The organism is Pseudoalteromonas sp. PS5, assembly GCF_004103255.1.
GTDB lineage: Bacteria > Pseudomonadota > Gammaproteobacteria > Enterobacterales > Alteromonadaceae > Pseudoalteromonas > Pseudoalteromonas peptidolytica.
Genome location: NZ_RCSQ01000073.1, coordinates 21601 through 35436 on the forward strand (window position 1 = coordinate 21601; position 13836 = coordinate 35436).

A 13836-nucleotide genomic window follows, 5' to 3' on the forward strand; every position below is an offset into this window, starting at 1 on the left:
AATCTCCAAAGGAATCACCGTGTGTGAACTAGTTACGAGAGGTCGTAAACTAGAGAAGCAAGGGTTTACTACCATTGCTTCTGCCTTATACTTTGTTCGAGTAAGGATAAGCACGATACAAATTTCAGGCATAAAAAAAGATGCGTTAGGTGCATCTATTTCCTCTGGAAGGGCATTATAGTCAGAGTTGAGTAAAATTGAAATAATTATTTAATAAAAATTACTTTTTAGGTTTTTGTAACCAAAACAATACCAATTTTGGAAATTTAATTTTTAAGAAAAGTCTATATACAACAAGATATTATACCAAAAACCAGTACTATATATTAAAAAATTGAAATTGCTGCTGCTATCTAGTAGCTCATACTAGCTATGGCACTATCCATCAGATAGTTGAGGTCAGTCATACCAATTAGGGTAATACCAATTGGACTTGATAGTTGCTCAATTTGAAGGAGTAAATCTGACGCTCACAGCGTTAAAAGTTTCTTATTTAGAATAACTAAATAAACTGAGCTGCGGATAATTAATACCTTTCTAGCAGAAAGCTTTAGCGCTAGCTGCATTGAGTTCACCTCCAATAGCCAACTATTGGTACGTAAATTCGCCTTTCCTACAGGATATAGGTACCTTAGCGAGAGCAGGACGCAGCAGCGGAGTTATCGGCAAGATTTTCTCGACTCATAATAGACTACTTAATCAAGAAAATTGGCATAAATTAACTCGAGAGCGGTGTAGCTAAATTAAAGACGAAAAAAAACCAGCATAAGCTGGTTTTTTTATTTTGGTGCGAATGGGGGGACTTGAACCCCCACGGCCGAAGCCACCACCCCCTCAAGATGGCGTGTCTACCAATTCCACCACATTCGCAAATTCGGTGTTTTCCTAACTCTTAGTTAGGAATATCAGAAGCTGGATTTTCTTCTGATGCTGGCACATCGCTGTCAGCAGGTACTACTGTTGCAGCTGGTGCCTCTAGGTTTTCCCATTCACTGGTTTTCTTTATTTGACCAGTTGTTAAGTTACCTAGAACAATACTTAGTACAAAAAACACTGTAGCTAGTATTGTTGTTGTCTTTGTCATAAAGTTGCCTGCGCCTGACGAGCCAAATACTGTCGCTGATGCACCAGCACCAAACGAAGAACCCATGTCTGCGCCTTTACCTTGTTGAATCAGCACCATACCAATAAGCGCTAAAGCAACGATTAAGTAAACAACCATTAAAATTTCGTACATTTACTTATCCTTTTGCACTTTTACATATAGAAAGGAAGTTTTCAGGTTTTAAGCTTGCGCCACCAATTAAACCACCATCTATATCTTCTTGTGCGAATAATAATTCACTATTTTTTTCATTAACACTGCCACCATAAAGTAAGCGTAGTGTTTTTGCAATTTGCTCGTCTTGCTCAGACAGCAAATTACGTATAAATTTGTGCACTGCTTGCGCTTGTTCAGGAGATGCTGTTTTACCAGTACCTATTGCCCAAACCGGTTCGTATGCTATCACAGAGTTAGCTAGTGCCGCTATACCTAATTTCTCGATAACTGCGTTTATTTGCCTAGCTACAACTTCTTCTGTCTGCTCACTTTCTCTCTCTTCTTCGGTTTCTCCAACACATAGTATCGGAGTTAAACCTTGTTCTTGAGCGTGTGCAAATTTATTCGCTACAACCTCATCACTTCGCCATATAAAGCACGTCGCTCGGAATGACCGACTAAGGTGTAAGTCGCGCCTAACGAACTAGCAAGTGATGCCTGAATTTCTCCAGTGTATGCGCCTTCTTTATATTCTGAAACGCTTTGCGTTCCTACAGTGAGTCCCTTTTCAACAGCTTGTTCAATTAACATTGCTGGGGGAAATATAATTACATCCGCTTGGAATGATTCACTGTTTAAAGTTTCTGACATTTGGCTAAGTAGCTCTTTTGAGCCATTCATTTTCCAATTACCAGCAACAATTTGCTTCCTAGTTGCCATTACGATACTCCGTAGCAGAAAGCGGGTGAGATACTAACGCCACTCACCCGAAGTTACAAGAAATAAATTCAATTTTTAATTTAATTGCTCACAGATTCAACAACTTCAGCGATTTTTTGTGCAAAATCGATGACTTGCTTCTGTTGTTGTGCTTCAACCATGACTCTTACGACTGGTTCGGTACCCGACTTCCGTAGTAACACTCTTCCCTTTCCAGCAAGTAGTGCTTCGACTTCAGACACCGCTTCTTTTACTGATTGGTGTGCTGTTGGGTCATCTTTGGTACTGTAACGTACGTTAATCATTTTCATCGGGTATTTACTGAACCCTTCACCTAAGTCCTTCAAGGTTTTGTTTTGTGCAACCATTGCGGCGAGTACTTGTAAGCTCGATACTATTCCATCACCAGTACTAATTAGGTCAAGATTAAGCACATGCCCTGAACTTTCACCACCAATTTTCCAGCCCTTTTCAGCGAGCAACTCCATTACATAGCGATCACCCACTTTACTGCGCTCAAATGCAATACCTCTAGCTTTAAGCGCATTCTCTAAACCCATATTAGACATAACGGTACCAACAACACCACCACCGAGTGTACCATCACTATGGGCTTGGCAGGCAATAATGTACACAATATCATCACCATCAAATACATGGCCATCATGGTCCACCATCATCACTCGGTCACCATCACCATCATATGCAATACCAACATCAGCTTGATGCTCCAGTACTGCTTTTTTTAATGTTTCAACATGCGTTGCGCCACATTTTTCATTGATATTCAAACCATTAGGTTCACAAGCTGTGGTGATCACCTCAGCACCTAATTCACGCATTACACTCGGTGCAATATGGTAAGTTGCGCCATTCGCACAATCTAACACCACTTTCAACCCTTCAAGAGAAAGCTCTTTTGGAAATTGGCCTTTACAGAATTCAATATAACGACCATCTGCACTGTCTAAGCGCTTGGCTTTGCCCAGCTTTTCTGATGTTACGCACGTCATTGGCTCATCGAGCTTCGCTTCTATTGCAAGTTCCACTTCATCTGGCAGTTTTTTACCGTCACCACCAAAGAATTTTATGCCATTGTCATGGTAAGGGTTGTGAGAAGCACTGATGACGATACCAGCCTCAGCTCTGAAGGTTTGTGTTAAATATGCAACAGCAGGAGTAGGCATAGGCCCTAACAAGATCACATTGATCCCAGCGGCTATCAACCCCGCCTCTAGTGCCGTTTCTAACAGGTACCCTGATATTCTGGTGTCTTTACCAATGATAACTTTTTTGGTTCCTCTTTCAGACAGAACCTTTCCGGCTGCCCAGCCTAGCTTCATTGCAAATTCTGGTGTAATTGGGAACTCGCCCACCATACCTCTTACACCATCTGTACCGAAGTACTTTCTTGTTGTCATTGAGTAACTCCATTGACCGACGCTAACCATACGTTAAGTACGTCGCTTGTTTCTTTTACGTCATGAACACGAATAATATGTGCGCCCTGCTGTGCACATATTAGCGCACCGGCAAGACTCGCAGCGACGCGCTCATGAGTTTCTCGAGTAAGTAGTTGTCCAAACATGGACTTTCTAGAGAGTCCCGTCAGAATAGGTAAATTGAACGAATTAAATTGTTTCAGTCCACCTAAAATCTGAAAGTTATGCTCCAGAGATTTACCGAAGCCAAAACCTGGATCTAAGATCAGCCTACTGGTATCAATTCCGGCTTGCTTGCACGCACGGATCCTAGCTTCGAAAAACTGACTAATGTCTGAAAATAGATCATTATATTTTGGATTATTTTGCATTGAGCGAGGCTCACCCTGCATGTGCATTAGGCAAATAGGTACCTCTGCGTACTGAGCTGCTATCTCTAATGCACCTGGCTCCTGTAAAGCTCGAACATCATTGATGATATCAGCACCAGCTTCAATAGCTTGCTTCATTACTTCAGCTTTACTGGTATCAACTGAGATAACACAGTCAGATTGTGCCCTAACAGCTTTGATGATCGGGATCACGCGCTCAAGCTCTTCCTTCAACTCTACATCTGGCGCCCCTGGACGAGTAGACTCACCGCCAATATCAATAATGGTAGCTCCGTCAGCGAGCATCATATTTACCTGCTCAACCGCACTATCTAGGTGAATAAATTTTCCGCCATCTGAAAATGAGTCAGGAGTAGCATTCAAAATCCCCATTACTTGAGGCTTATTTAAGGAAAGGCTGCGGGCTCTTGGCAAGCGTAACTCGTACATTCTATACCTACATTATTACTATGTTTTGGATGATCTCGAAAGGGGCGTAGCTTTAGAACTCAGGTCTCGTTTCATACCAAGCGCTAAATGACACTTTATTTTAGGGCAAGAAAATCTGATCGATAACTAGGCAAAAGTTTTGTTATTTAGTCGTACTAAATGAGATACTTTTAACGCCGTTAGCGTCAGATATACTCCTTCAAATTGAGCAAACATTAAGACTAACTGGTATAAGTGTGTACTTATTCATACACGCATAATCCAATAATAACACCCTGAATCTATTGATACAAAAAAGCCCCGATTGCTCGGGGCTGTCATATTCTACCTGACCTTACGATTTGTCATCAAGCTCTGAGTTTGATGTGCTATCACTAGGCTGGTCATCTGCTGGTTTTTCAGCTTTTGACTCCGGTTTTAACTCTGTCACTTTGGCAGATTCAGACTCTACCTTTTTTTCTGGCTTGACGTCATGCGCATCCCTTGGTGGACGAACATCACGGCGCTCCATTAAGTCATCAATCTGCAATGCATCAATCGTTTCATATTTCATTAACGCATCTTTCATTGTGTGAAGAATATCCATATTGTCTTTTAGGATTTGCTCAGCACGTTGATAGTTACGATCGATGAAATCTTTAATTTCCGCATCAATAAGCTTAGCAGTTTCATCTGACATACCAGACATACGGTGAGAACCACCACCCATGTACATCTCGCCCTGCTCTTCTAAATACATTTGTGGTCCAAGCTTAGGGCTTAACCCCCACTGCGTAACCATTTTTTTGGCAATATCAGTGGCACGTTCAATGTCGTTACTTGCACCTGTCGTGACTTTGTCGTCACCGTAAATCAACGCTTCAGCAATACGACCACCGTATAAGCTTGAAAGCATAGACTCTAGATGTTGCTTTGAGTGACTTACGCGATCTTGCTCCGGCAAATACATGGTTACACCTAAGGCGCGACCACGAGGAATAATGGATACTTTATAAACCGGATCATGTTCAGGTACTAGGCGACCAACAATAGCATGACCAGCTTCATGATACGCCGTCATTTCTTTTTCTTGCTCACTCATTACCATAGACTTACGCTCAGCGCCCATCATGATTTTGTCTTTTGCAGCGTCAAACTCAGCCATGCTTACCTTACGCTTATTGCCACGAGCTGCAAATAATGCGGCTTCATTTACAAGGTTAGCTAAGTCAGCACCAGAGAAGCCTGGTGTACCACGTGCAATTACCGATGCTTCAACGTTATCATCTAATGGAACTTTGCGCATGTGAACATTTAAGATTTGTTCACGACCACGGATGTCAGGAAGACCCACAACAACTTGGCGGTCAAAACGACCGGGACGCAATAATGCAGGGTCTAATACATCTGGGCGGTTAGTAGCAGCAATAACGATAATACCTTCATTGCCTTCAAAACCATCCATCTCTACTAGCATCTGGTTTAGTGTTTGCTCACGTTCATCATGACCACCACCCATACCTGCACCACGTTTACGACCTACGGCATCGATTTCGTCAATGAAGATGATACAAGGTGCTGCTTTTTTCGCTTGTTCAAACATATCACGAACCCGAGAAGCACCAACGCCCACAAACATTTCAACGAAATCAGAACCAGAGATGGTAAAGAAAGGTACTTTTGCTTCACCTGCTACCGCTTTAGCAAGTAAAGTTTTACCCGTACCAGGAGGACCTACCATCAATACCCCTTTCGGGATGCTGCCACCTAACTTTTGGAACTTTGATGGATCTCGTAAAAAGTCCACCAGTTCAGTCACGTCTTCTTTCGCTTCGTCACAGCCTGCAACGTCCGCAAATGTTGTTTTGACTTGATCTTCACTCATTAAGCGAGCTTTGCTCTTGCCAAACGACATTGCGCCTTTGCCGCCCCCGCCTTGCATTTGGCGCATGAAAAAGATCCATACACCAATGAGCAGAAGCATTGGGAACCAGGATATAAAGATATTTGCCAAGAAAGACTGCTCTTCTGGCGCTACACCTTTAATATTTACATCGTTCTTAAGCAAATCGTTGACCAAGTCTAAATCAGTCAATGGGATCACTGTTTGGAAACGATCTCCGCTAGAACGAACGCCACTAATTACGCCTGTTTGACGGTCAATACTGACCTCACGAACAGAACCACTGCGCACGTCCTTCACGAATTGTGTGTAACTCGTTTGGCGATCATATTGTTCGCCACCGTTAAAGCTCTGGAACACGGTCATTAGTACAACCGCAATTACTAACCAGAGTATTAGATTTTTAGCCATATCGCTCAAGGAGTTAACCTCTTGTATCCAAAAAAATTCAAATTCAACTTGATGCTTTCCAACTGTACTACAGTTTGTAACCTGTCGCCACTACATATACTTCTCGTGATCGAGGACGAGACGCTTTTGGTTTACGGATCTTTACAACCTTAAAACAATTACGTACTTCTTGCACAAATTGATCAAAGCCTTCGCCTTGGAAAACTTTAACCGCAAATGCCCCGTTTGGTTTTAGCACTTGATGGCACATATCTAATGCTAGCTCGACCAAATACATACTACCAGATTGATCGGTAGACATATTACCGCTCATATTTGGCGCCATATCTGAAAACACAACATCTACATTTTTGCCGTTAATTCTATCAAGCAGTGCATTTAATACCGCTTCTTCTCTGAAGTCTCCCTGAAGGAAGTCAACGCCCGCTAACGAGTCCATAGGTAAAATATCACACGCTATTACCTGCCCATCAATATCTACTTGTTCAGCTAAATATTGGGACCAGCTACCCGGCGCGGCCCCTAAATCAACTACCGTCATACCTTTACGGATCAATTTATCCTTTTGCTGGACTTCTTCCAGCTTAAAAACCGCTCGTGATCGATAGCCACGTTTTTGGGCTTCATGTACATAAGGGTCTTCTACGTGTTCTTTTAACCAACGTTTAGAACTGGCGGAGTGTTTTTTATTTGCCATATTAACTATAACTCATTAGTAATATTGTCTAGATGGCGTTAGAATATCGATAATTCAAGCCTTTTAATAAATAAGATTGTATCAATATGACCTTATCAAATAAACAAAAGCAGTTCCTAAAAGGGCTCGCTCATAACTTAAATCCAGTTGTGCTTCTAGGCGCTAATGGCCTCACCGAAGGCGTAATGGCCGAAATTGAGCAAAACCTAAACATTCACGAACTCATCAAGGTGAAAGTACCAACAAATGATCGTGAAACTAAGCAACTGATTTTTGAAGCAATTGTTCGTGAAACAAACGCGCACAAGGTACAGACGATTGGCCACATCATCGTGTTATACCGTCAAAGCGAAGACAAGAAAATTCAATTGCCACGTAATTAATTTTCTTTTGTCACGCTGCCTTGCGTCAAAGGTGGCGTGATACCTTCAAGTAGCTCAGCTTCTTCCGCCTTAACTCTTTTAATCTCTCGCTCACTCAACACCGGCATTAAAATAGCATCTCCCGTGAGTACATCTATCAAAAAGTCATTGGTGAGTTGATTTATTACACCGCTTTCAGCATTTAGCAACAAACTAAAGCCAATGCCTAGCTCGGGAATAATTACCACGTCTGTTCTATACCCTTGCACCCAACCACTGTGGTAGTAAAGGCGTTTACCATCATATTGATAGATTCTCCAACCCAGGCCATAGTATGCGGCCTCAACATGTTCACGCCATACCCGTCGACGTAACTCACGCTTAGTTAAAGTATAAGGCATTGATTGTTTACTTAATGCCTCAGGCGATAATACGCTCGGATATAAGCCCAATTGCGCTTTTAACCACTGTGCCATATCTGTCGCACTAGCATTCACACCGGCCGCTGGTAATACTTTATAATAGTGTTGCTTCAATTTAGCAGTGTGCCAACGTTTTCTTCCCCTGACATGCGGCCACGCAAAATTATTATCCTTCGTCATTTGCTCAACTCCAAGGCCTGCATCTCGCATATTAAGCGGAGCAAATATGAACTCCTGCATCCATGTTTGATAGCTGATCCCCGTTGTTTTCTCGATAACATCACCGATCAAACTAAACATGACATTCTGATACCCGTAACACTGGCCGGGCTGACACAGAGCTTCAACCTGTAATAAGCGCTCTACAATCTGTGGGTACTCCATTCGCGATTCAATTAAATTATCGTACGCGTTTGGTACCAAACCACTGGAGTGGCTCAGAAGGTGGTAAAGTTTAAGTTGGCTGTAGTCACCATCGATAAACTGCGGAAGATATAAGCTTACTTTGTCATCTATATTAAAATGACCTTCGCTCGCCAGCTTCGCTGCTAAGCTTCCTGCAAATGTTTTGGAAACCGAGGCTAGCCGAAAGCGAGTATGTTCATCAACACGATTGCCTTTTCGGCTTTTTGTCTGGCCAAACCCCTTTACGTAACTACCATGCTCAATATGCACAACAGACAAAGCAGCACCTGGTACCGATTTTTCTTTCAGTTTACGCTCGACTTGCTTAGAATAGCTCTTTAAAAATTGTGACCATTGCTGGTTTGGAGTTTTCGCGACCGTTATTTTTGAATAACTACAGCAAAAAATACAAACTAATGTGAGAATTAGCGACTTCATAATGACTCATTTCATTAACACTCGCTCGCCATACTAACATGATGAATTGGCGGAACTCACTAAATATAAGAAAATAACTGTTTATTTGAGGTATTTTAATGCGTTTAGTGCTAGCAGCTCTATGTACAAGTCTACTTATTGGATGTGTCACCACAGCGCCATTAGCGCCGAAACTAGCGGTGCCACAGAAGCCATTACTGAAAAAGTCAGTTTACCAAATCAGCTATAGTACTGAACTGAATTCGGCACGAATTAAGTCTGTACAACTGCCTGCACACCCACTCATTCAAGGTAACACCATTGCTATCAACGCGGCTAAAGTCAGCCTTACAGATACCTTACGAAAACAGATTGTTAGTTTATTAGAGCAAAAAGGGTTACAGGTTGTCGCCACAAAACAGGCAGACTACACGCTCACTATTCACCAGCTAGATTTAGAGTTCGCGGCGAATAAAACATATGCACTAGATAGGCCTAGAAATCCGCACCCACACATTGCGGAGCTGGCACAAAATTCTCCGGCATTTCAATGTAGCAATATTGTCGCTTCAGTAAGTATGCGCTTATCACACCAAGCATCTTCTGATGTTGTCTGGTTTGCTAAATCATCAGTCGATAGTGCTGGATTTCAAGGGATCCCCTTACAATTTACCTTCACTGAAGAAGAAAAAATTGCCAATGAGCGTGAAATATTGTCATTTATTGCTGCTCAAAACACTGAAGAAGCTCGCCGTCAGCGCTCAAGTTCTCCTGTTGAGATACCAAGCTACAAAGTAACTAAAACGCTATCTTCGCTGGAAAAAACAGCTGGTGCGTGTACGCAAACTGAAGTTTCAGCTCTAACAGCTGACATGCAGGTACATCTTGCAGAGAGTTTGATTGAAAAGCTCAACGTCAAATAAGTACAGTGTTAAACTCAATATTTAGGAAAAGCAATTTGCAGTAGCGTTGCGACCAAAGTTTTTGCTTTTCCTAGACACTTTCCTACACCTTTCTGCTGTCTATCTAGCTTGCTATATGAGCTGAGGTTTGGATAAGGAATGTTCCAACTCATTGTTGTTGCTAAAGCACAAGTTAACTTTTCCGTATCCAGCTTTCGCTAAGGTACCTACGTCCTGTAGGTAAGTTGAATTTAAAAAATGGAATAAATTTTAGATTACCAACCTACACTTATTTACAGACACAAGCGCTTCTGTGATTATACTCGACAGGGAAATACTAAAGTTTGGAGCAAAAGATGGAGCAATACGGTACTATTTTACTGGTTGAAGATGATACCTCACTGGCACAGTGGGTAGCGGAATACCTCGATAATCAAGGCTATAAAACTCATTGCTGTTATCGTGGTGATGAAGTCATTGAGCGCGTTAAGTCTTTAGACCCCGATCTTGTACTGCTCGATCTGATGTTACCTGGTAAAGACGGCATTAGCGTTTGTCGAGATTTACGTCAATTTTATAATAAACCCGTAATTATGCTTACCGCCAAAGATGAAGAAATGGACGAAGTCATCGGTTTAGAAGTCGGTGCGAGCGACTATGTAATTAAGCCTGTTCGCCCTCGTGCTCTTCTTGCTCGGATAAAAGCTAACGTAAGAGCAGCACAAGAAAAGCCCCTTGACCATCAAGCAGCAAAGCATGAGTTAGTCGTAGGTCAACTAACGATAGATACGCAAGCTCGCAAGGTATCTGTCGGCGCTCAAGAGGTTATCGTCTCGAGCGCAGAGTATTTATTGCTACAATTTTTAGCAAGCCATGCTGGAGAAGTCGTATCTCGTGACGCTGTGTTTAAAGCGACAAAAGGGCGTGAATATGATGGCCTTGACAGAAGTGTTGATGTATTGATTTCTGCATTGCGCAAAAAGTTTAATGATGACCCTCAAAACCCTGAAAAAATCAAAACCGTGTGGGGAAAAGGCTACTTGCTTGTCCCCTCAGCTTGGTAACGTCTAAAGCATACCGTTATTGTGAAAAAACTTTATATTTACCTGCTTGCCGGAGCGCTGGTTTCTATTTTTGCCCTCGGCTGGGTTATAGATACCTATAATCAACAAACTGCCCCAATTGAAAATAGCTTTGAATGGCAAAGTAAATTAATGTCAGGTTTAGCGATACAAGTCGCTGAAAAGAAACCAGATGCTCGCCTTGCGGCTACAGCAGTTATTGCCGAACAATTTGGTCTTCATATCACCTATAAGGATGGTGACACCCTCGCCATGCCCACTGAGCTAAAGCAGCAAATGCTATTACCTGAAGGGCTGGTAATTGAAAACGAAAATGTCTATCTACTCAAAACAACGCTCGACATGGCACCAGATTATATAGAGCTGGAGTGGCGTCCTGAAGTCGAACAAGCGGATTATGACGTTTTACTGACATTATTTTTCTATGGCGGCATTTGTGCAATTTTGTGGTTCATCTTATCACCGTTAGTTAAGCGTTTAATTGTGCTTAATACCGCAGCAAAGCATTTTGCCAGCGGCAACCTGAGTGCACGAATTACTCCAAATCACTTCACTTACATACGAGATTTAGAAAACACATTTAATCGCATGGCCAGTCAAATAGAAAAATTAATGGCCGAAAATAAACTCATGGCTTCAAGTTTATCTCATGACATAAGAACACCAGTTGCATGTTTGAGGTTTGGGCTAGATGCGGCCCTAGATGAAGACGACATTAGCGCAATACATGATTATTTGGAAAGGATGGAGAAAGATTTAGACCAAATGGAAGACATGCTGTCTAGCTATCTTTCCTTTGCTACGCTTGAGCAGAAGTCACATTTGCTAAAACATGAAAGTACTAGCCTATCTCGCTACGGTAATGACCTTATGGAGCAAATGCAGCCCAAACTGCAAAAAAACCAACTATCGGGTCGCGTTGAGGTGCCTGACACGTTATCAATCACAGGCGATCTCCATTGGCTCGCCCGCGCTATCAGTAACTTGATTAGTAACGCCTGTGACTTTGCTACCAGTACAGTATTACTCAGTGCCTATCGTTCTGAGCATTGGTTAACGATTACTGTTGAAGATGATGGCCCTGGGATCGCAAGACAAAACTGGGACAAAGTTTTCAGTCCATTTTTCCAAGAACAAACTCATCGTAATAGAGCTGGAAAAAGCTATGGTTTAGGCCTTGCTATCGTAGCCAAGGTCATGGATTGGCACCATGGAAAAGCTACAGTGAGTCAATCAGAGCGGCTAGGAGGGGCAAAATTTGTTCTTTCACTCCCCTGTAAAGAAAAATAATTAATGTAAATAAGTCGCTACACTGTGACATACCCATTGTAGAATTAATTGTGAAAACATTAAGTTATAAGTGCTTAAACGTGCTTTTGGTGCAACATACGAGTTACGACTAAAAATCCGCCTCAACCTTGCGCCAAATCAAGGTAATTTACTCTTTTTATTTCTTTTTAATTACAGTAGATTGTCATCGCCGTTAGCAATTTTTAGAGAAGTATAATAATTATGAGCAATATCCGAGGAGAGTTCAGCTCTCGCTTTGGTTTTATTATGGCTGCCGCAGGTTCTGCGGTTGGCTTGGGAAACATTTGGGGGTTCCCGACACAAACCGCATCAAATGGTGGTGCAGCATTTGTTCTCGTTTATCTAGTTTTGGCGTTCTGTCTCGCATATCCAGCGTTAATGGCAGAGTTAGTTATTGGCCGTCATGGTCAAGCGAACGCAGTTTCTTCGCTGCGCAAGCTCACCAATACAGCCTGGCAGAGTAAGCTTGCCTTTGTGGTGGGCTTTGGTGGGATTATCTGTGCGGGTCTGATCCTGAGCTTTTATGCCATTGTAGCTGGCTGGATGTTTAGTGCGACGCTAGAGCCAATTGCAGAAATCACCGGCGCAGTGCAAGCACAGTCATGGCTCGAAGGCGCTTCAATGTCACGCAATATTGTCTTTACGGCGGCCTTTATTGCGCTTACGGTGCTTATCATCAGTAAGGGAGTTGAGAATGGCATCGAAAAATGGTCAAAACGACTCATGCCAGCACTTATCGGCATTCTGTTTTCATTGATAGCGTACGTATTAACACAAAATGGAGCTGTTGAAGGGTTACAGGTTTACTTAGTGCCTGATTTTTCATCCGTGCTCAATCCGCAGTTATTAGTCGATGCACTGGGGCAAGCATTTTTCTCACTATCACTTGGTACGAGTGTAATGATTATCTATGGCTCCTACATTAGTAAGAAAGAGAACTTAGTATCACTCGGTGCCATGGTTACACTTATCGATGTGTTTATCGCATTTGTCGCAGGTCTATTGATTATTCCAGCGATGTACGTTGCACAGGCTCAAGGCGTTGAGATTTTTGCAGCTGATGGTGCTCTGCTCAACGAAGACACCTTAGTCTTCCAAGTACTTCCAGCGTTGTTCGATAGTATGGGTAGCATTGGCCTGTTGGTAAGCTTTGCATTTTTTGCGTTAATGAGCATTGCAGCGCTAACTTCTTCAATCTCAATGTTAGAAGCACCGGTTTCTTATGCTGTTGAACGTTTTGCTTTAGGCAGAGTTCAAGCTACTTGGATTATTGGAGCGCTGGTAACCGCTGTCAGCTTGACTATTTTGGTCAATATTGAAACATTATTTGGCTTCACAGTTAGCCTGACAACCAAATTTGGTCAACCGTTATTAGGTATGCTTTGCTGTGTATTTGTCGGCTGGATTTGGCATCGTGCAAAATTGCTCAAAGAAATCGAATCAGGCTGCCCCGAAGTCGCAAATGGCCTGTTTTGGAAAATTTGGCCTTGGTATATTCGCTTTGTCTGCCCAGTTGCGATTGCTGCAGTATTCTTAAACTCACTGTAAACACAATTTATACCAAGCTTTTCAAAAAGGGGCAGAACTTCTGCCCCCGCTATAATGATCTATGTTGTTATACCAATTTTCTTAATTAAGTGGTCTATTTGAGGCGAGAAAATCGTGTCGATAACTAGGCGAAAATTTTGCTATTTAGTTGTT

Annotated in this window: 12 protein-coding genes, 1 tRNA gene and 1 pseudogene; 6 read left to right on the top strand and 8 right to left on the bottom strand. The window is 42.3% G+C overall.

The window, feature by feature from the left end:
- Positions 1–19: 19 nt before the first annotated feature.
- On the top strand, positions 20–181 hold the full coding sequence (locus D9603_RS21635; protein ID WP_161972735.1) for a hypothetical protein: 162 nt from the start codon (positions 20–22) through the stop codon (positions 179–181).
- A 604-nt stretch (positions 182–785) separates the two neighbouring features.
- Here the strand turns inward: D9603_RS21635 and D9603_RS10210 are convergent.
- The 7 genes and pseudogenes from D9603_RS10210 to rlmE form a co-directional block, all read right to left on the bottom strand.
- Positions 786–870: transfer RNA gene (locus tag D9603_RS10210), tRNA-Leu, on the bottom strand.
- Between the two features lie 22 nt (positions 871–892).
- The gene (gene secG, locus D9603_RS10215) at positions 893–1237 is read right to left on the bottom strand and encodes a preprotein translocase subunit SecG (RefSeq protein ID WP_125252869.1); all 345 of its coding nucleotides are present in this window, start codon (positions 1235–1237) and stop codon (positions 893–895) included.
- Between the two features lie 4 nt (positions 1238–1241).
- Positions 1242–1981: pseudogene (gene tpiA / locus D9603_RS10220) on the bottom strand (triose-phosphate isomerase).
- 80 nt (positions 1982–2061) lie between these two features.
- Positions 2062–3402 carry a phosphoglucosamine mutase gene (gene glmM / locus D9603_RS10225; RefSeq protein ID WP_128731227.1) on the bottom strand — a complete coding sequence of 447 codons (1341 nt, stop codon included), beginning with the start codon at positions 3400–3402 and terminating at the stop codon, positions 2062–2064.
- Positions 3399–4244 carry a dihydropteroate synthase gene (gene folP, locus D9603_RS10230; protein ID WP_128731228.1) on the bottom strand — a complete coding sequence of 282 codons (846 nt, stop codon included), beginning with the start codon at positions 4242–4244 and terminating at the stop codon, positions 3399–3401. The genes glmM and folP overlap by 4 nt, the downstream gene beginning before the upstream one ends.
- 334 nt (positions 4245–4578) lie before the next feature.
- Positions 4579–6537: an ATP-dependent zinc metalloprotease FtsH gene (gene ftsH / locus D9603_RS10235; protein WP_125252865.1), complete on the bottom strand. Its 1959-nt coding sequence runs from the start codon at positions 6535–6537 to the stop codon at positions 4579–4581.
- A 67-nt stretch (positions 6538–6604) separates the two neighbouring features.
- Positions 6605–7234: a 23S rRNA (uridine(2552)-2'-O)-methyltransferase RlmE gene (gene rlmE / locus D9603_RS10240; protein WP_017215956.1), complete on the bottom strand. Its 630-nt coding sequence runs from the start codon at positions 7232–7234 to the stop codon at positions 6605–6607.
- An 86-nt stretch (positions 7235–7320) separates the two neighbouring features.
- On the opposite strand from rlmE, the gene yhbY reads away from it, so the two are divergent.
- Entirely contained in the window at positions 7321–7617 is a 297-nt protein-coding gene (gene yhbY / locus D9603_RS10245; protein WP_099640497.1) for a ribosome assembly RNA-binding protein YhbY, read from the top strand.
- On the opposite strand, the gene D9603_RS10250 is transcribed toward yhbY, so the two are convergent.
- Complete coding sequence (locus D9603_RS10250; protein WP_128731229.1) at positions 7614–8861, bottom strand: serine hydrolase domain-containing protein; 1248 nt, start codon at positions 8859–8861, stop codon at positions 7614–7616. The two genes, yhbY and D9603_RS10250, sit on opposite strands and share 4 nt — an antisense overlap.
- A gap of 98 nt (positions 8862–8959) precedes the next feature.
- Here D9603_RS10250 and D9603_RS10255 point away from each other — a divergent pair, with 98 nt between their 5' ends.
- The 4 genes from D9603_RS10255 (at position 8960) to D9603_RS10270 (ending at position 13683) form a co-directional block, all read left to right on the top strand.
- A complete protein-coding gene (locus D9603_RS10255) occupies positions 8960–9763 on the top strand; it encodes a hypothetical protein (protein ID WP_128731230.1) in 804 nt (267 codons plus the stop codon).
- A 335-nt stretch (positions 9764–10098) separates the two neighbouring features.
- Positions 10099–10806, top strand: coding sequence for a response regulator (locus D9603_RS10260; RefSeq protein WP_128731231.1), 708 nt, complete (start codon positions 10099–10101; stop codon positions 10804–10806).
- Between the two features lie 21 nt (positions 10807–10827).
- A complete protein-coding gene (locus D9603_RS10265) occupies positions 10828–12114 on the top strand; it encodes an ATP-binding protein (RefSeq protein ID WP_128731232.1) in 1287 nt (428 codons plus the stop codon).
- Positions 12115–12336: 222 nt separating this feature from the next.
- Positions 12337–13683, top strand: a complete 1347-nt coding sequence (locus D9603_RS10270; RefSeq protein WP_128731233.1) for a sodium-dependent transporter — start codon at positions 12337–12339, stop codon at positions 13681–13683.
- The last annotated feature ends 153 nt before the right edge of the window (positions 13684–13836 follow it).

Bases quoted from the DNA above. Each gene is read 5' to 3' on its own strand.
- secG (WP_125252869.1), bottom strand. From the start codon at position 1,237: ATGTACGAAATTTTAATGGTTGTTTACTTAATCGTTGCTTTAGCGCTT.
- folP (WP_128731228.1), bottom strand. From the start codon at position 4,244: ATGTACGAGTTACGCTTGCCAAGAGCCCGCAGCCTTTCCTTAAATAAG.
- D9603_RS10270 (WP_128731233.1), top strand. From the start codon at position 12,337: ATGAGCAATATCCGAGGAGAGTTCAGCTCTCGCTTTGGTTTTATTATG.
- D9603_RS10250 (WP_128731229.1), bottom strand. From the start codon at position 8,861: ATGAAGTCGCTAATTCTCACATTAGTTTGTATTTTTTGCTGTAGTTAT.
- glmM (WP_128731227.1), bottom strand. From the start codon at position 3,402: ATGACAACAAGAAAGTACTTCGGTACAGATGGTGTAAGAGGTATGGTG.
- D9603_RS10255 (WP_128731230.1), top strand. From the start codon at position 8,960: ATGCGTTTAGTGCTAGCAGCTCTATGTACAAGTCTACTTATTGGATGT.
- yhbY (WP_099640497.1), top strand. From the start codon at position 7,321: ATGACCTTATCAAATAAACAAAAGCAGTTCCTAAAAGGGCTCGCTCAT.
- D9603_RS10260 (WP_128731231.1), top strand. From the start codon at position 10,099: ATGGAGCAATACGGTACTATTTTACTGGTTGAAGATGATACCTCACTG.
- ftsH (WP_125252865.1), bottom strand. From the start codon at position 6,537: ATGGCTAAAAATCTAATACTCTGGTTAGTAATTGCGGTTGTACTAATG.
- rlmE (WP_017215956.1), bottom strand. From the start codon at position 7,234: ATGGCAAATAAAAAACACTCCGCCAGTTCTAAACGTTGGTTAAAAGAA.